At 71.8% G+C, this 16,526-nt stretch carries 13 protein-coding genes and 1 tRNA gene; 5 read left to right on the top strand and 9 right to left on the bottom strand.

From position 1 onward, the window contains the following. Positions 1-49: 49 nt before the first annotated feature. Entirely contained in the window at positions 50-2,779 is a 2,730-nt protein-coding gene (ppc, locus tag ACIRS4_RS20175; RefSeq protein WP_404197556.1) for a phosphoenolpyruvate carboxylase, read from the top strand. A gap of 82 nt (positions 2,780-2,861) precedes the next feature. On the opposite strand, the gene ACIRS4_RS20170 is transcribed toward ppc, so the two are convergent. The 7 genes from ACIRS4_RS20170 to ACIRS4_RS20140 all read right to left on the bottom strand — a co-directional run bounded on the left by ACIRS4_RS20170 (position 2,862) and on the right by ACIRS4_RS20140 (position 8,562). Continuing rightward, positions 2,862-3,410: a hypothetical protein gene (locus ACIRS4_RS20170; RefSeq protein WP_404197553.1), complete on the bottom strand. Its 549-nt coding sequence runs from the start codon at positions 3,408-3,410 to the stop codon at positions 2,862-2,864. 65 nt (positions 3,411-3,475) lie between these two features. After that, positions 3,476-4,072, bottom strand: coding sequence for an aminoacyl-tRNA hydrolase (gene pth / locus ACIRS4_RS20165; RefSeq protein ID WP_404197550.1), 597 nt, complete (start codon positions 4,070-4,072; stop codon positions 3,476-3,478). A gap of 87 nt (positions 4,073-4,159) precedes the next feature. Next, positions 4,160-4,759 (bottom strand): 50S ribosomal protein L25/general stress protein Ctc, encoded by a 600-nt coding sequence (locus ACIRS4_RS20160; protein ID WP_404197547.1) that lies wholly within the window; start codon positions 4,757-4,759, stop codon positions 4,160-4,162. A gap of 185 nt (positions 4,760-4,944) precedes the next feature. Further along, positions 4,945-5,919, bottom strand: coding sequence for a ribose-phosphate diphosphokinase (locus tag ACIRS4_RS20155; RefSeq protein ID WP_404197545.1), 975 nt, complete (start codon positions 5,917-5,919; stop codon positions 4,945-4,947). Positions 5,920-6,054: 135 nt separating this feature from the next. Beyond that, positions 6,055-7,503, bottom strand: coding sequence for a bifunctional UDP-N-acetylglucosamine diphosphorylase/glucosamine-1-phosphate N-acetyltransferase GlmU (gene glmU, locus ACIRS4_RS20150; protein ID WP_404197542.1), 1,449 nt, complete (start codon positions 7,501-7,503; stop codon positions 6,055-6,057). Positions 7,504-7,614: 111 nt separating this feature from the next. Then, positions 7,615-7,686 (bottom strand) — tRNA-Gln (locus tag ACIRS4_RS20145). Further along, positions 7,672-8,562, bottom strand: coding sequence for a hypothetical protein (locus ACIRS4_RS20140; protein ID WP_404197539.1), 891 nt, complete (start codon positions 8,560-8,562; stop codon positions 7,672-7,674). The genes ACIRS4_RS20145 and ACIRS4_RS20140 overlap by 15 nt, the downstream gene beginning before the upstream one ends. A 166-nt stretch (positions 8,563-8,728) precedes the next feature. Between ACIRS4_RS20140 and ACIRS4_RS20135 the strand changes: the two genes are divergently transcribed. Further along, positions 8,729-10,015 (top strand): sensor histidine kinase, encoded by a 1,287-nt coding sequence (locus ACIRS4_RS20135; protein WP_404197536.1) that lies wholly within the window; start codon positions 8,729-8,731, stop codon positions 10,013-10,015. A 15-nt stretch (positions 10,016-10,030) separates the two neighbouring features. Here the strand turns inward: ACIRS4_RS20135 and ACIRS4_RS20130 are convergent, their stop codons facing one another. Together ACIRS4_RS20130 and ACIRS4_RS20125 are read right to left on the bottom strand one after the other, a co-directional pair. Then, positions 10,031-10,528 carry an SUKH-3 domain-containing protein gene (locus tag ACIRS4_RS20130; protein ID WP_404197533.1) on the bottom strand — a complete coding sequence of 166 codons (498 nt, stop codon included), beginning with the start codon at positions 10,526-10,528 and terminating at the stop codon, positions 10,031-10,033. Between the two features lie 83 nt (positions 10,529-10,611). Then, positions 10,612-11,127, bottom strand: coding sequence for a YwqJ-related putative deaminase (locus ACIRS4_RS20125; RefSeq protein ID WP_404197530.1), 516 nt, complete (start codon positions 11,125-11,127; stop codon positions 10,612-10,614). Between the two features lie 306 nt (positions 11,128-11,433). Between ACIRS4_RS20125 and ACIRS4_RS20120 the strand changes: the two genes are divergently transcribed. From ACIRS4_RS20120 to ACIRS4_RS20110, 3 genes are all read left to right on the top strand, one after another. Continuing rightward, positions 11,434-12,447, top strand: coding sequence for an SMI1/KNR4 family protein (locus tag ACIRS4_RS20120; RefSeq protein ID WP_404197527.1), 1,014 nt, complete (start codon positions 11,434-11,436; stop codon positions 12,445-12,447). A gap of 7 nt (positions 12,448-12,454) precedes the next feature. Then, positions 12,455-15,037: an SUKH-4 family immunity protein gene (locus tag ACIRS4_RS20115; protein ID WP_404197524.1), complete on the top strand. Its 2,583-nt coding sequence runs from the start codon at positions 12,455-12,457 to the stop codon at positions 15,035-15,037. Positions 15,038-15,241: 204 nt separating this feature from the next. After that, the gene (locus ACIRS4_RS20110; protein ID WP_404197522.1) at positions 15,242-16,135 is read left to right on the top strand and encodes a cellulose-binding protein; all 894 of its coding nucleotides are present in this window, start codon (positions 15,242-15,244) and stop codon (positions 16,133-16,135) included. Positions 16,136-16,526: the final 391 nt, after the last annotated feature.

Raw genomic sequence — 16,526 nt, 5'->3', positions numbered from 1 at the left:
GACGGGTTCCCCTCCCGGAAGAGCCTCAACACTGCAAGGAGCCGCACCTGTGAGCAGTGCCGACGACCAGACGACCACCAGCACCGAGCTGCGCGCCGACATCCGCCGACTGGGCGACCTCCTCGGCGAGACCCTCGTCCGGCAGGAGGGCCCCGAGCTCCTCGACCTCGTCGAGAAGGTCCGCCGTCTCACCAGAGAGGACGGCGAGGCAGCCGCCGAACTGCTGCGCGGCACCGAACTGCAGACCGCGGCCAAGCTGGTCCGCGCCTTCTCCACCTACTTCCACCTCGCCAACGTCACCGAGCAGGTGCACCGCGGCCGGGAACTGCGCGCCCGGCGCGCCGCCGAGGGCGGCCTCCTCGCCCGCACCGCCGACCGCCTCAAGGACGCCGACCCCGACCACGTCCGCGAGAGCGTCCGCAACCTCAACGTCCGGCCCGTCTTCACCGCCCACCCCACCGAGGCCGCGCGCCGGTCCGTCCTCAACAAGCTGCGGCGCATCGCCGCGCTGCTGGAGACCCCGGTCATCGAGTCGGACCGCCGCCGCTACGACACCCGTCTGGCCGAGAACATCGACCTGGTCTGGCAGACGGACGAGCTGCGCGTCGTACGCCCCGAGCCCGCCGACGAGGCCCGCAACGCCATCTACTACCTCGACGAACTCCACGCGAACGCCGTCGGGGACGTCCTCGAGGACCTCACCGCAGAACTCGAACGCGTGGGCGTCACCCTCCCGGACGACACCCGTCCGCTGACCTTCGGCACCTGGATCGGCGGCGACCGCGACGGCAACCCCAACGTCACCCCCCAGGTCACCTGGGACGTCCTCATCCTCCAGCACGAGCACGGCATCAACGACGCCCTGGAGATGATCGACGAGCTGCGCGGCTTCCTGTCGAACTCGATCAGGTACACCGGGGCCACCGAGGAGCTCCTGGAGTCCCTGCGCACCGACCTCGAGCGCCTGCCCGAGATCAGCCCCCGCTACAAGCGCCTCAACGCCGAGGAGCCCTACCGGCTCAAGGCCACATGCATCCGGCAGAAGCTGGAGAACACCAAGCAGCGCCTGGCCCGGAACATCCCGCACGAGCCCGGCCGCGACTACCTCGGCACCAGCGAGCTCCTGAGCGACCTCGTCCTCATCCAGACCTCCCTGCGCGAGCACCGCGGAGCCCTCTTCGCCGACGGCCGGATGAACCGCACCATCCGCACCCTCGCCGCCTTCGGCCTCCAGCTCGCCACCATGGACGTCCGCGAACACGCCGACGCCCACCACCACGCCCTCGGCCAGCTCTTCGACCGCCTCGGCGAGGAGTCCTGGCGCTACACCGACATGCCCCGCGAGTACCGCACCAAGCTCCTCGCCAAGGAGCTCAGGTCCAGGAGGCCGCTCGCCCCCACCCCGGCCCCCGTCGACGCGGCCGGCGAGAAGACCCTCGGCGTCTTCCTCACCGTCAGGCGCGCCCTGGAGGTCTTCGGACCCGAGGTCGTCGAGTCGTACATCATCTCCATGTGCCAGGGCGCCGACGACGTCTTCGCCGCCGCCGTCCTCGCCCGCGAGGCCGGCCTGATCGATCTGCACGCCGGCTGGGCCAAGATCGGCATCGTGCCCCTGCTGGAGACCACCGACGAGCTCAAGGCCGCCGACACGATCCTGGAGGACATGCTCTCCGACCCCTCCTACCGCAGGCTCGTCGCCCTGCGCGGAGACGTCCAGGAGGTCATGCTCGGCTACTCCGACTCCTCCAAGTTCGGCGGCATCACCACCAGTCAGTGGGAGATCCACCGCGCCCAGCGCCGGCTGCGCGACGTCGCCCACCGCTACGGCGTACGGCTGCGCCTCTTCCACGGTCGCGGCGGCACCGTCGGCCGCGGCGGCGGCCCCTCCCACGACGCCATCCTCGCCCAGCCCTGGGGCACCCTGGAGGGCGAGATCAAGGTCACCGAACAGGGCGAGGTCATCTCCGACAAGTACCTCATCCCCTCCCTCGCCAGGGAGAACCTGGAACTGACCGTGGCGGCCACCCTCCAGGCCTCCGCCCTGCACACCGCGCCCCGCCAGTCCGACGAGGCCCTCGCCCGCTGGGACGCCGCCATGGACGTCGTCTCCGACGCGGCCCACGCCGCCTACCGCGCACTCGTCGAGGACCCCGACCTGCCGACGTACTTCCTCGCCTCCACGCCGGTCGACCAGCTCGCCGACCTGCACCTGGGCTCGCGGCCCTCGCGCCGCCCCGGCTCGGGCGTCTCGCTCGACGGTCTGCGCGCCATCCCGTGGGTCTTCGGCTGGACGCAGTCCCGCCAGATCGTCCCCGGCTGGTTCGGTGTCGGCTCCGGTCTGAAGGCCCTGCGCGAGGCCGGTCTCGACACCGTCCTGGACGAGATGCACGAGCAGTGGCACTTCTTCCGCAACTTCGTCTCCAACGTCGAGATGACCCTCGCCAAGACCGACCTGCGGATCGCCCAGCACTACGTCGACACGCTCGTCCCCGACGAGCTCAGGCACGTCTTCGACCGCATCAAGGCCGAACACGCCCTCACCGTCGCCGAAGTCCTCAAGATCACCGGCGAGCGTGAGCTGCTGGACGCCAACCCCGCCCTCAAGCAGACCTTCGGCATCCGCGACGCCTACCTGGACCCCATCTCCTACCTCCAGGTCACGCTCCTCAAGCGCCAGCGCGACGCCGCTGCCGCCGGCCAGGAACCCGACCCCCTCCTCGCCCGCGCCCTGCTCCTCACCGTCAACGGCGTGGCAGCCGGCCTGCGCAACACCGGCTGACCCGCACGCACACGACGAAGGGCGCCTTTCGCGGTCGTACGACCCGAAAGGCGCCCTTCGTCGTCTGTCAGCGCGGCTCGCCCTAGACGGCCAGGAACGCCGCCGTCAGCAGCGCCACCCCCGCGCCCCCCAGCACCCAGCCGGCCCTGACCCGCCGAAGTCCGCCCGCGACCACCACCGACGCCAGCAGCAGCGCGCCGCCCATCGGCACCCACGAGTACAGCACCCCCGCCGGACCCGAGCGCACCACCTCGTCGCTGGCCGGCTTGATCACCACCGTGTACGTCTGCCCCGTCCGCACCGCCACCGTCTTCTCGATCACCACACGCGGGCGCGGCGTCGATCCCGGCGACAACGGCGTGTACGGGCCCGTGCACGACTCCTCACCGCACCGCGTCACCTCGACCGTGCCCTGCTCCCGCCCCTTCGTCAGCATCACGTGCTGCGCGGTGCCCCAGGAACCCCACACCCCCGCCACGAGGATCAGCGCCGACACCACCGCCATCGCCGCCGATCTGCCGAACCGCAGCGCGGCGGCCGAGGCGTTGCGGGAGGCGGCGGCCCGGCGGGAGGAGGCCCGGTGACCCCGGTGCGTGGGACGCCTACGGGAGGAGACGGCAGTGGCAGGCATGGCCGGGATACTTGGCCATGCCGCCACGAACAGTCAACTCACCAGGGACTTCACGGACGGACAAATCAGGAGTTGTACGTACTCTGCGCCCGCTCCAGACCGTCGATCACCAGACACTCCACCGCGTCCGCCGCACGGTCCACGAAGTAGTCCAGCTCCTTGCGCTCCGCCGAGGCGAAGTCCTTCAGCACGAAATCCGCCACCTGCATCCGTCCCGGCGGCCGCCCGATCCCGAAGCGCACCCGGTGGTAGTCCGCGCCCATCGCCTTCGTCATCGACTTCAGACCGTTGTGCCCGTTGTCCCCGCCGCCCAGCTTCGAACGCAGCACACCGAAGTCGATGTCCAACTCGTCGTGGACCGCCACGACGTTCGCCAACGGCACCTTGTAGAAGTCCCGCAGCGCGTTCACCGGACCGCCCGACAGGTTCATGTACGACATCGGCTTCGCCAGCACCACCCGCCGGCTCCCGGGCCCCGGCGGCCCGATCCGCCCCTCCACGACCTGCGCCTGCGCCTTGCCCGCCCGCTTGAACCTCCCCCCGATCCGCTCGGCCAGCAGATCGGCCACCATGAACCCCACGTTGTGCCGGTTCATCGCGTACTCCGGGCCCGGATTGCCCAACCCCACGATCAGCCACGGGGCGCTCGGGTCGCTCGTCACGTCACTCTCTCCCTACGCGAACAGCCGCCGCTCTCCGAGGAGAGCGGCGGCTGGAGCCAATACCGCCGTCGGCGGCCGGACGGCTGATCAGGCCTCGGCGGCCTCTTCGCCGGCCTCGGACTCCTCGCCCTCGGCGGTCTCCTCGGCCTGCGCGGCCAGGACCTGGAGGACCACCGCGTCCTCGTCGACGGCCAGCGTCACACCGCTCGGCAGCTTGATGTCCTTGGCGTGGACGGAGGCGCCGGCCTCCAGGCCCTCGACGGACACCGTGACGGACTCGGGGATGTGCGTGGCCTCGGCCTCGACCGGAAGCGCGTTCAGGACGTGCTCCAGCAGGTTGCCGCCGGCAGCCAGCTCGCCCTCGGCGTGCACCGGGATCTCGACCGTGACCTTCTCGCCACGCTTGACCAGCAGCAGGTCGACGTGCTCCAGGAAGCCCTTCAGCGGGTCGCGCTGCACGGCCTTCGGGATCGCCAGCTCGTTGGTCTTGCCGTCGATGTCCAGCGAGATCAGGACGTTCGGCGTACGCAGCGCCAGCAGCAGCTCGTGACCCGGCAGCGTCAGGTGCAGCGGGTCGGCGCCGTGGCCGTACAGGACACCGGGAACCTTGTCGGCACGACGGATACGGCGGGCGGCGCCCTTGCCGAACTCGGTGCGCGACTCGGCGGCGATCTTCACCTCGGACATAACGATCACTCCTCGCAGTAAGCGGAACGGACGGGGTCACCCGGCCACGAACGGCCTGCTACGAAGAGCGCGTCGATAACGGACAACCGCACAGCAGTGCGGCCTCCCTCGCCGAGCAACTATGGAAGTCTACTCGGCGGAAGAGGCCGCACAGAAATCGATCACCGCCAAACGCGGTCCGACGCCTACTGCTCGTCGAACAGGCTCGTCACCGAGCCGTCCTCGAACACCTCACGCACCGCGCTCGCGATCGTCGGCGCGATCGACAGCACCGTGATCTTGTCCAGCTCCAGCTCGCCCGGCGTCGGCAGCGTGTTCGTGAACACGAACTCGCTCACCTTCGAGTTCTTCAGCCGGTCCGCCGCCGGACCCGACAGCACACCGTGCGTCGCCGTCACTATGACGTCCTCCGCACCGTGCGCGAACAGCGCGTCCGCCGCCGCGCAGATCGTGCCGCCCGTGTCGATCATGTCGTCGACCAGGACGCACACCCGGCCCTTGACCTCACCCACGACCTCGTGGACCGTGACCTGGTTCGCCACGTCCTTGTCGCGCCGCTTGTGCACGATCGCCAGCGGCGCCCCCAGCCGGTCGCACCAGCGGTCCGCGACCCGCACCCGGCCCGCGTCCGGCGAGACCACCGTCAGCTTGGTGCTGTCCACCTTGCTGCCCACGTAGTCCGCCAGCAGCGGCAGCGCGAACAGGTGGTCCACCGGACCGTCGAAGAAGCCCTGGATCTGGTCGGTGTGCAGATCCACCGTGAGGATCCGGTCCGCGCCCGCCGTCTTCATCAGATCCGCGATCAGACGCGCCGAGATCGGCTCACGCCCACGGTGCTTCTTGTCCTGCCGCGCATAACCGTAGAACGGCACGATCACGGTGATCGAACGCGCCGACGCGCGCTTCAACGCGTCGATCATGATCAGCTGCTCCATGATCCACTTGTTGATCGGAGCCGTGTGGCTCTGGATCAGGAAGCAGTCCGCACCACGCGCCGACTCCTGGTAACGGACGTAGATCTCGCCGTTGGCGAAGTCGAAGGCCTTCGTCGGGACGACCCCGACACCCAGCTGGTGGGCGACCTCCTCGGCAAGCTCGGGGTGGGCGCGGCCGGAGAAGAACATCAACTTCTTCTCGCCGGTCGTCTTGATCCCGGTCACAGCACTGTCTCCTCAGAGGTGTCTCAGCTGGATGCCGACAGACCGCGCCGCTGGGCGCGACGGGGCCGTCTCAGCTGGTGGGGGTGCGGGTGTGCACTTATCACGGTACGCCGTGTTCGACGCACTCGTTTCCGGTCAGTCCTGGCCCTCGCCCTGCCGGGAAGCCGCCTCCGCCGCCTTCGCCGCTGCGCTGCCCGGACGCTTGCGAGCCACCCAGCCCTCGATATTGCGCTGCTGACCACGGGCCACGGCCAGCGAACCGGGCGGCACATCCTTGGTGATCACCGAGCCGGCGGCGGTGTACGCGCCGTCCCCGACAGTGACAGGTGCCACAAACATGTTGTCCGAACCCGTACGGCAGTGCGACCCGACGGTGGTGTGATGCTTGTCCTGCCCGTCATAGTTCACGAACACGCTCGCAGCGCCGATGTTCGAATACTCGCCGATCGTCGCGTCACCCACGTACGACAGATGCGGCACCTTCGTGCCCTCGCCGATCGACGCGTTCTTCGTCTCCACGTACGTGCCGATCTTGCCCTTCGCGCCCAGACGCGTACCGGGCCGCAGATAGGCGAACGGACCCACCGACGCGTCCGCGCCGATGTGCGCGCCGTCCGCCACCGTGTTGTCCACCCGCGCCCCCGCCCCCACCGACGTGTTCCTCAGCCGGCAGTTCGGCCCCACCTCGGCGCCCTCATCCACACGGGTGGACCCCTGAAGCTGCGTACCGGGGTGCACCACGGCGTCCTGCCCGAACGCGACGGTCACATCGACCCACGTCGTCGCCGGGTCGATCACGGTCACACCGCCGAGCATCGCCCGCTCCAGCAGACGGTCGTTCAGGATCCGACGCGCCTGCGACAGCTGCACCCGGTTGTTGATCCCCGCGATCTCACGGTGATCCCCCGCCACCGACGCCCCCACCCGGTGCCCCGCCTCCCGCAGAATCCCGAGCACATCCGTCAGGTACTCCTCGCCCTGACTGTTGTCCGTACGCACCTGCTTCAACGCCTGAGCCAACAGCGCCCCGTCGAACGCGAACACCCCCGAGTTGATCTCCCGGACCGCCCGCTGCTCCTCCGTCGCGTCCTTGTGCTCCACGATCGCCGTCACCGCGCCCGTGGACGCGTCCCGCACGATCCGGCCGTACCCGGTCGCGTCCGGCACCTCCGCCGTCAGCACGGTCACCGCGTTGCCGTCCGCGTCGTGCGTGGCCGCGAGCCGCGCGAGCGTCTCCCCCGTCAGCAGCGGGGTGTCCCCGCACACCACGACCACCGTGCCGTCCACCGTCCCGCCGAGCTGCTCCAGGCCCATCCGCACGGCGTGCCCGGTGCCGTTCTGCTCCTCCTGGACCGCGGTGCGCACGTCCGGGTCGATCTCCCCCAGGTGAGCGGTGACCTTCTCGCGCGCGTGCCCGACGACGACGACCAGGTTCTCGGGGTCCAGCTCCCGCGAGGCGGCCAGCACATGCCCGACGAGGCTGCGACCGCAGATCTCGTGCAGGACCTTGGGAGTTGCCGACTTCATACGGGTGCCCTCACCCGCTGCGAGAACGACGACGGCTGCCGGGCGAGTGGCGCTCACGGAGTTGCCCTTCGGCTGTGGAGAGGTGGGACATCCGAAGGATACCGGGGCGGTTTCCCCGGGACATGAGAACGGGTCCTGACCTATGCGGCCAGGACCCGAACTTTGCAGCTCCGCCGGCTGGATTCGAACCAGCGTCTCAAGGCTCCAAAGGCCTGCGGGATGCCGCTACCCCACGGCGGATCGCTGCGTCAGACCATACCCGAGACGTGCTGGGGCCTGAGCCACCATTCCCTTCCACCAGCCTTCGATCTGGCGGTAGAGTTCGGCCGCCTGTGATACCCGGATCACCAGGCAACCTCGGTAGTTCTCACCGATGTTCTTGCGCACGGTCACGGGATTGTGCTTCTTGATCGTGGTCTTCTGAAGAGCGGAAACCTCGATGCCCACGAGATCCGCCCAGAAGCGCTTGGCTTCCTCTACGTCGGCCGTCATGTGGATCATCACGCGGTATGCAAGACGCTCGGGCTCTACGCCCAGGAGGTTGAGCCACGCCGAGTATAGCTGGATCACGCCCGGGTCGCTGTTGACGAAAGTGACGTTCTCCCGGCGGGCGTACGGCTTGTCCTTACTGCCTTCGGCCCAGTAGAGGGCGACGCCCGCTATGAACAAGTCGCGGTCGGACAGCTCGCCGATCTGCTCCGCTGCGGCGGCCTTGGTCCTTTGCCGCTGCTCGTCTCGGATCGCCAGCTCGTGCTCCCACCTCTTTCGACCGGCCAGTCTCGCCTGCTCCGCCGGGTCGCGGCGCTCCGGCCTCGGCAGGTCCCGTACCCACAGTGAGATCGAGCTCTTGGAGCATCCGAGTTCCACCTGGATCTGGTCGTACGTCCAGCCCTGCAGCCGCAGCTCCCTCGCCCTGTCCCTCAGGTCGTCCTTCGCGTTCGGTCGCTTCGTCCAGTCGGGAGGGGCCTCGCCTTCCAGGAGTCGGTTGAGGATGTCGTTGTTGTGGACGTGCAGCCGGTCGCGGATCTGGCGTCGGCTGAGCCCCGCCCGCCGCAGGGCGATCGCCTGCTCGCGCAGGCCCTCGAAGTCGGCGTACGTGCCATGGGAATGTGCCATGCGCATACCGTCCGGCTGGAATGTCGGGTTCCGGAGTCGAACGGGCATGGTTCAGCAGTTCGAGGGATGTCGGCGGGTTTTGTAGGTGTTCGGTTACCTGCCGTGCTGTAGGGCGGGCGTGGAAATGGGGCGGGAAAAGCGGGGGTTGCGCCCGTAGGGTGGAGGCATGACCACGACGGGGGAAGAGACCGCCACGGCTCGGGGAGGGCCTTGGTGGTGGGGCAGGCGCCGTAGTGCGGTGTTCGACTGGTGTCTCGCGGTGGCGTCCGCGCTGGAGTGCGCGGCGGAGGGGGTTCCGTTCGCGCGGGAGGCGGGGATCCCGGTCGGCGTGGGGGTGGTGTTCGGGTTTCTCGCCGGTTCGGTGCTCCTGGTGCGCCGCAGGTACCCGATCGCCGTGGTGCTGGTGGGGATCGCGATCACGCCGGCCGAGATGGGCTTCCTGATGGGGACCGTCGGCCTCTACACGCTGGCGGCGTCGGAGCTGCCGCGGCGGATCATCGGTTCGCTCGCCGGGATGCAGCTGGTGGGGACGTTGATCGTGACGTTCGTCCGGGTGCGGCAGGACATCGCGCGGGGCGATCTGACGTTGGGTGACTGGTTCGTGCCGTTCGCCTCGATCGCGATCTCGCTGGGGCTGACCGCGCCGCCGTTGCTGCTCGGCCTGTACGTGGGGGCGCGGCGGCGGTTGATGGAGAGTCTGCGGGAGCGGGCGGACGACCTGGAGCGGGAGCTGCAGTTGCTCGCGGAGCGGGCGGAGGAGCGGGCGGAGTGGGCGCGCAACGAGGAGCGGACGCGGATCGCGCGGGAGATGCATGACGTCGTCGCGCATCGGGTGAGTCTGATGGTGGTGCACGCGGCGGCGTTGCAGGCGGTGGCGCGGAAGGATCCGGAGAAGGCGGTGAAGAACGCCGCGCTGGTGGGGGACATGGGGCGGCAGGCGTTGATGGAGCTGCGGGAGATGCTCGGCGTGCTGCGCAGCGGTGGTGAGGGGGAGCGGCGTCCGGCGGTGGAGGCGGTCGCGGCGGTGGCGGTGGCGCGGGTCGTGGAGGAGGGGGAGGGGCCGTGTCTGGAGGAGTTGGAGGAGTTGGTGGGGCAGTCCGCGGCGGCGGGGATGGTGGTGGAGCTGTCGGTGGAGGGCGAGGTGCGGGGGTATGCGCCGGAGATCGAGCAGACGGCCTACCGGGTGGTGCAGGAGGCGCTGACGAACGTGCACAAGCACGCGGCGGGCGCCAAGGCGCGGGTGCGGTTGGCGCACCGGGTGGCGGAGATCGCGATGCAGGTGGAGAACGAGCCGCCGCCGGAGGCGGGTTCGGCGTCGTCGGCGCGGCTGCCGTCGGGGGGCAACGGTCTGGTGGGGATGAGGGAGCGGGTGGTGGGGCTGGGCGGGGTGTTCGTGTCGGGGCCGACGGAGGCGGGCGGCTTCCGGGTGTCGGCGGTGATTCCGGCGGGGTGAGCTGCCGCGTGCCGGTCAGCCCGCGGTGAGGCGGGCGGGTTCGATGCCGGAGACGAGGGCGCTGAGGGCTTGGTCGATGTCGGGGCCGAGGTACCAGTCGCCGGTGTGGTCGAGGGCGTAGACGCGGCCTTCGGCGTCGATGGCGATGAGTCCGTTGTGGTCGGTTTCGGCGCCGAGGGGGCTGACGTCGGTGTCGAGGGCGCGGCCGAGGTCGGCGAGGGTGCGGGCCATGTGGAGGCCGTGCAGGGGGTTGAGGTCGACGGTGGCGGGGGCGACCTGGCGGCCGGGGCCGGTGGGGGCGACGCGCAGGCCGCCGAACTCGGCCCAGGCCTCGACGGCGGCGGGGAAGACGGCGTGGCGGTGGCCGGCGGGTGAGGTGTGGTCGCGCAGGCGGTCGGCCCAGAGTTCGGCTTGCTTGATGTCCCAGCGTCCGGGGCGCCAGCCGGCGGCGCGCAGGGCGGCGTCGACGGGGACGGGGAAGCGGGTGGTGGGGGTGCGGTGATCGGGGTGCATCTGCCCTTCGTCCGTCGAGATCGTGCGGTTGTGCGGTGGTGCTTCGCTGTGCGTTTCGAATGACGCGGTGTGTGTGGAGGGGGTCAGCCGTCGCTGCCCGCCGGGTCGACGATGTAGACGCCGAAGTGGTCGCTGAGGGCGGTGCAGGCGCGGCAGGGCGTGGCGAAGCTGCCGTGGAGGGGGTCGCCGTCCTCGCGAATACGCCGGGCGGTGAGTTTGGCCTGCTTGAGGGCTTTGCGGGCTTCGCCGTTGGTCATCGGTTTGCGGGCGGCGCGTCTGCTGCGGGTGGCGTCGACGGCGGCGATGTGGCGGGAGATGAGGAGGGCTTCGGCGCAGCGGCCGGTGAAGCGGTTGCGCTGGGCGGTGGGGAGGGTGTCGAGGAAGTCCTGGACGAGGGGGTGCAGCGCGGGTGGCTGGTCTCCGCGGGCGGCGGTGCAGGTGAGGGTTTCGCCGCGGACGGAGAGGGCGGCGGCGATGGTGGGGAGTATGCCGTCGCGGCGGTGCAGCAGGGCGGGGACGTGGGGGGTGTCGGCGTGGCTCCAGCCGATGCGGGGGTCGCCGGAGTGGCCGGCGTGCGGTCCCGTTTGCGTGCCGTTCATGGTGGTCTTCCCCTCCCGTGCGTCCCCCGGAGGTCACAGGGTGCCAAATGGCGAGGCTGCTGGGAAAGCTGGGGCGTTGCGACACGCCCGGTTGGGGGTGTGCCGTCACGGTGGGGTGACGGCTGGTCACGGAAGCGGAGGCCCGGTGACCGGTGTCGTCGTACCGCATAGGCTGTCGGCACCGCTTGGCGTGCGGTTGACGCGCGTCGGAGACCGTTGGAGACAGTCGAATACGGGCGTGGTGGTCGGTGCCGGAAGCGGGCCGGTCGCTTCGGTTCGTACAGAGTGCCGCAGGGGGCAACCGCCATGACGACAGGTCGGCTCGGGCAGCAAGCCGCGCCGCCGAACGCGGCCTACGCCGGGCAGGTCGTGCACTTCCCGGATCCGGTCCGGGCGGCGCGCCATCCGAGGGGGGTGCGGGTGGACGAGCGCGGTTATCCCGACTTCTCGCCCTATGCGCGTGCGGCGGCGGAGATCGCGGATCCGCCGGAGGGTTTCGGGGTCGATGAGCTGCGGCTGACGGACTACGTGTCGGCGAACGCCGCGTTGGCGGCGTCGGGCCATGAGCTGTGGGACACGGTCGAGAGCGTGGCGACGCCGCACGGCTGGACGTGGCATCACGTGGTGGGCTCGCGGCGGCTGGAGCTGGTGCCGGTCGAGGTGAAGGCGCTGCTGCGGCATCACGGCGGGGTGGCGACGGCGGCGGTGGACCACGCGAAGCGGGGGACGCGGCCGTTGCAGGAGACGCGTCCGGCGCACTTCGGTCTGCCGAAGTCGGGTGTGGCGGTGACGGAGTCGCAGGTGCAGGGGGTCGAGGAGGACCTCGGCTACCGGCTGCCGGGCGCGTACCGGTCGTTCCTGAAGGCGGCGGGCGGCTGCGCGCCGGTGGGGGCCGCGTTGGACGCGGAGTTGGGGCTGCTGGTGGACCAGCCGTTCTTCACGGTGCGCGACGAGGCGGCGGTCAACGATCTCGTGTACGTCAACAAGTGTCTGCGGGACCATCTGACGAAGGACTTCCTGGGCGTCGGGTTCGTGCAGGGCGGTCTGCTGGCGGTGAAGGTGAAGGGCGCGGGGATCGGTTCGGTGTGGTTCTGCGCGTACGACGACGCGCGGGACGTGGATCCGGCGTGGCCGCCGGCGGAGCGGGTGGAGCGGTTGTTGCTGCCGTGCGGTGAGGACTTCGACGTGTTCGTGTCCCGGCTGGCGGGCAGGCCGCCGGAGTTGGAGACGGTGGCGAATCTGATGGTGGACGGCGGTTTCGCGCGTGCTGTTCCGGCGGCCGCGGGTTCGTCCGTGTCGTCCGTCGGCGTGGGGGAGTGATCCGGCGATGGTGACGTTCGCTCAGGCGCAGGAGCGCGGCGAGGAGTGGATCAACGGGGACGTCCCGGCGTACCAGCATCGTGAGGTGCGGGTGCGGGAGTTCGGCCTGGGGTTCGTGGTGTGGGCCGAGGACCGCGCGGAGGGGCCGCGTTCGGACGGGGGCGGTCAGCGGCTGGTGCTGGCCCGGGACGGCGGGGAGGTCACCTTGTGGCCGTCGCTGCCGGTGGGCGAGGTGATCCGGCGGTACGAGGAGGAGTACGGGCGTCCGCAGGGCGAGCCGGAGCCGGAGCCGGCGGTCGCGGCGCGGGTGGATCTGAATCAGACGTCGTTCTTGTTGTCGCCGCCGGAGTGGTTGCAGGAGGCGGCGGACCGGATGGGGATGCCGGGGCGGCGGGGAGAGGGTGATGAGGCGGGGACCGGTTCCGGTTCCGGGCCTGGGACGGGCTCGGCCTCTACGGGTTCTGCCGGTGCGGCATCCGCCGGTGGCGGGGCCGTGACGCCGGACGCCTCGCTGCCGCAGACGCAGGCCGGGGTGCCCGCGGGCGGGGGTGCGGGGCCGGGTGCGCCGTCCGCGCCGGCGGGGGCGACGCCCTGGGCGGGCACGGACACCAATGCCGACGGCGGCGACGACCGTTCCGTCCCGCTGCCCGCGACGGTGTTCGCGCCGCCGCTGAGCGGCTCGGACGACGATGCGCCGGCGCCGCCCTCCTCCGCGCCGGACGCCAAGACGGCGCTGATCGCCGGTGGCAGTCAGCTTCCGCCGACGGCCCTCTCGCCGGCGCTCGGCGATCCGCCTGCGCAGGGCGCGCCGCAGCCGCCGGCGGCGTCGCAGGGCTCGGGTGTGCCGCAGCCGCCCAGTGCTCCGGCGGCTCCGGCGCGGCCGCTCGCGCCGAACGCCGGGGACATCGCAGACGCCGCGACCAGCAAGGCGGCCCCGCCGCCGCGTCGTCCGCGCGGCGGGTCGACGCCGCCGCCTCCGCCGGGTGCGCCGGGCGTTCCCGGCGCCCGGCCGGGCGCTGCTCCGCCGCCGCCCCCGCCCGGTCCGGGTGCGCCCGGCGCGCCGGCGGGCGGGTATGTGCCCACGCAGCTCGTGTCCGCGCTGGGGCCCGAGGGGCCGGGCGCGCCGCAGTCGCCCGGTGCGCCTGCTGCTCCTGGCACGCCTGGGGGAGGCACGCCCGGCGGTACGCCTCCGGGCGGGGTGCACCACGCGGCCACGATGCTCGCCGACCCCGGCCGGCAGGGCCCCGGCGGCGGTGTGCCGCAGCCCCCGCAGGCTCCCGGTGCTCCCGGTGCTCCCGGGGCCCCGTTGCCCCCGGCCAACTCGCCCGGCGCCCACGGTCCGGCGGGTGGTGCGCAGGGTGCCGTCCACCATGCGGCGACGGTGCTCTCGGGTCCTCCCGCAGGTCCTCCGGCGGGTCCTCCGGCGGGTCCTCCGGCGGGTCCTCCGGCGGGTCCTCCGGCCGGCCCCCCGCCCGGTCCTCCCGGCACGCCTCCGCCGTCCTTCGCCCCGGGCGGCCCGCAGCCGATGCCGCCGGGCGGAATGCCGCCCGGTGCGATGCCGCCGCCGGCCGGGCCCGCGCCGGGGCAGCCGTCGGCGTACGGGTATCCGCAGGGGCAGCCGACGGTCGGCCCCGGCTATCAGGCCGTGCTGCGCTATCGCGCGCAGGACGGTTCGGAGCGGCAGCTGATCCGCCGGTCCGCGCCGGGCACCCCGCACCCGGAGTGGCAGATCTTCCACGAGCTGCGCGCGATGAACGTGCCGCCGGACCAGGTGCTGGAGCTGCACACGGAGCTGGAGTCGTGTGAGCTGCCGGGTGCGTACTGCGCGCGGATGATCCGGGAGCAGTGGCCGCAGGCGCGGATCACGAGCATCGCCTCGTACGGCACGGATCACGCGAGCCGTCAGCAGGGGATGCGGCAACTGCTGGCTCACCAGGGTGAGTTGCACCAGGTCGCCGACGGTCCCGCGCGTCCTGCGCCGGTGCGTGCGCCGTTGCCGCAGGTGCAGCCGGCGCCGCCGGTCCCCCCGGAGGCGGTCGCGCAGGAGCTGGCGGCGGCGTTCGGGCCGGGGGTGTTCCGGTTCGAGCAGGCGGCGGTGGCCCGGCAGGGGGTGCCGCCGGTCGTGGCGCACACGCTGGTGACGGCGGGTCTGCCGGTGGACATGGGCCCGTTCTTCTGGGCGCAGCCCCAGCCGGGGCGGCCGGTGCCGACGCTGGCGGAGCTGGCGGCCGAGCGGGGGGTGCAGCCGTCGTCGGACGCGGGGTCGTACCTCGTGATGGGCAGCGACTTCGGCAAGGCGGTCTGTGTGCAGTACGGGACGGCGAACATCGTCGCCGTGCCGGTGGAGGCGGGGCCGGGCGGTGCGCCGGTGCCGCCGCAGTTCGTGAACACCGGGCTGCCGGAGTTCGTGCGCTGCCTCGCGCTGCTCGGGCGGATGTGGCGGCTGCGGTTCGGGCTGAACCAGGAGCAGGCGGGCCGCTGGACCGTCGACTTCCAGGCCCAGCTGGCCTCGCTCGACCCGGCGGCGCTCGGGTCGGCGGACAGCTGGTGGTCGGTGCTGCTGGAGCAGATGTGGGACGGGCTGTTGTGAGGCGTGCGCGCCGCTGACGCGGTGGGCGCCGAGGGCCGGACCGGTCGTACGACCGGTCCGGCCCTTCTGCGTTCGCGTTCCGGATCGTTCGGTGTCGACCGCCACCTGTGCCCGGAGTGTCGCGTTATGAACACTTAAGGCCGATACATCAAGATATGCGCGAAATCATTTTTTCGAAGTCCGTCTGGTGGAGAGGGGCTACAAATGAGCAGCGCGCACAGCGCACAGGTGTCGCCGCCGGGGTTCGTGACCGTTCGCGGGCGCGGCTACCGGCCCAAAGAGGTCGACGCGTTCACCGCCGCGCTCTCCGCCGAACGCGACGCCGCCTGGGGGCGGGTCACGCGGCTCACCGGGCTCGCGCAGGAGATGCTGGCGGAGTCCGAGCGGCTGCGGGAGGCCGTGAAGGGGCTCGCGCCGCAGGCGTACGACGCGCTCGGGGAGCGTGCGCGACGCGTCTTCCAGCTCGTGCAGGAGGAGGCGGCCCAGGTGCGCGAGCAGGCGCGGCAGGAGGCGCAGGAGGAGGTCGCGGAGGCCGAGGCCCGCGCCCTCGCCGTGCGCCGGACCGCGCAGGAGCAGGCGGAGGCGATCCGCGCGGAGGCCAAGGAGCACGTCCGCCGTCGGCTGCTGGCCGCCCGCGCGGAGGCGCACGGGATCCGGGCCGGCGCGCGGCGCAAGGTCAAGGAGTTCCGCGGCGAGGCGCTGACGGGGATGCGGGACGTGCGTCAGCGCACCGCGGGGCTGCTCGTCGAGCCGAAGCGGGAGTACGCGGAGCGGCTGGCGGCGGCGGAGCGGGAGGACGCCGAGCGGGTCAGCGCCTTCGACGCCAACCACGCCCGGGCGATGGCCCGTGCGGAGGAGGCCCTCGCCGAGGCGCAGCGGGAGCTGGCCGAGGCCGAGGAGTCCTCCCGCCGCCGCCAGGACGAGGCACGCGCGCGTGCCGCCCAGATCGTGGCCGAGGCCCACCTCCGGGAGGACCGCATCGCACGGGAGACAGAACGCGTCCTGCGCCAGCACGGTGAACGCCGGGACGAGATCCAGACCCACATGGACCAGATGCGAGACACCCTGAAAGTCCTGACAGGCCAACCGGTCGAGTAACCCCGCCGCCCCCCGGCGGGGCGGCCTCTCCGCCCCCCGGCGCGCGCCCCCTGTCCCCGGCTCCCGCCACTCGCCCCACGGCGGGACGCCTCACCTCCCCGGCCTGCGGCCCTGGCTTCCGCCAAGTGCCCGACGGCGGGAGGTCCGCCGTTCCGGCCTCCCTGCCTCGACCCCCGCCACTTGCCTCAGGGCAGGTGGCTCGTCGGCTTCTCCGCACCCCTGCGCGCCGCCCGGCCCCGGCTCCCGCCACTCGCCCCACGGCGGGCCCCCCCACCTTCCGGGCTGCGGCCCCGTGCCCGACGGCGGGAGGTCCGCCGTTCCGGCCTCCCTGCCTCGACCCCCGCCACTTGCCTCAGGGCAGGTGGCTCGTCGGCTTCTCCGCACCCCTGCG

Origin of the sequence: Streptomyces sp. NPDC101166 (assembly GCF_044768125.1) — a bacterium.
Classification (GTDB): domain Bacteria; phylum Actinomycetota; class Actinomycetes; order Streptomycetales; family Streptomycetaceae; genus Streptomyces.
This window is presented reverse-complemented; position numbering and strand designations above follow the sequence as displayed.

Excerpts from the sequence above, each read along its gene's own strand:
- ACIRS4_RS20170 (WP_404197553.1), bottom strand. The coding sequence starts at position 3,410 with ATGCCTGCCACTGCCGTCTCCTCCCGTAGGCGTCCCACGCACCGGGGT.
- ACIRS4_RS20160 (WP_404197547.1), bottom strand. The coding sequence starts at position 4,759 with ATGTCCGAGGTGAAGATCGCCGCCGAGTCGCGCACCGAGTTCGGCAAG.
- ACIRS4_RS20140 (WP_404197539.1), bottom strand. The coding sequence starts at position 8,562 with ATGGCACATTCCCATGGCACGTACGCCGACTTCGAGGGCCTGCGCGAG.
- ACIRS4_RS20135 (WP_404197536.1), top strand. The coding sequence starts at position 8,729 with ATGACCACGACGGGGGAAGAGACCGCCACGGCTCGGGGAGGGCCTTGG.
- ACIRS4_RS20130 (WP_404197533.1), bottom strand. The coding sequence starts at position 10,528 with ATGCACCCCGATCACCGCACCCCCACCACCCGCTTCCCCGTCCCCGTC.
- ACIRS4_RS20125 (WP_404197530.1), bottom strand. The coding sequence starts at position 11,127 with ATGAACGGCACGCAAACGGGACCGCACGCCGGCCACTCCGGCGACCCC.
- ACIRS4_RS20120 (WP_404197527.1), top strand. The coding sequence starts at position 11,434 with ATGACGACAGGTCGGCTCGGGCAGCAAGCCGCGCCGCCGAACGCGGCC.
- ACIRS4_RS20115 (WP_404197524.1), top strand. The coding sequence starts at position 12,455 with ATGGTGACGTTCGCTCAGGCGCAGGAGCGCGGCGAGGAGTGGATCAAC.
- ACIRS4_RS20110 (WP_404197522.1), top strand. The coding sequence starts at position 15,242 with ATGAGCAGCGCGCACAGCGCACAGGTGTCGCCGCCGGGGTTCGTGACC.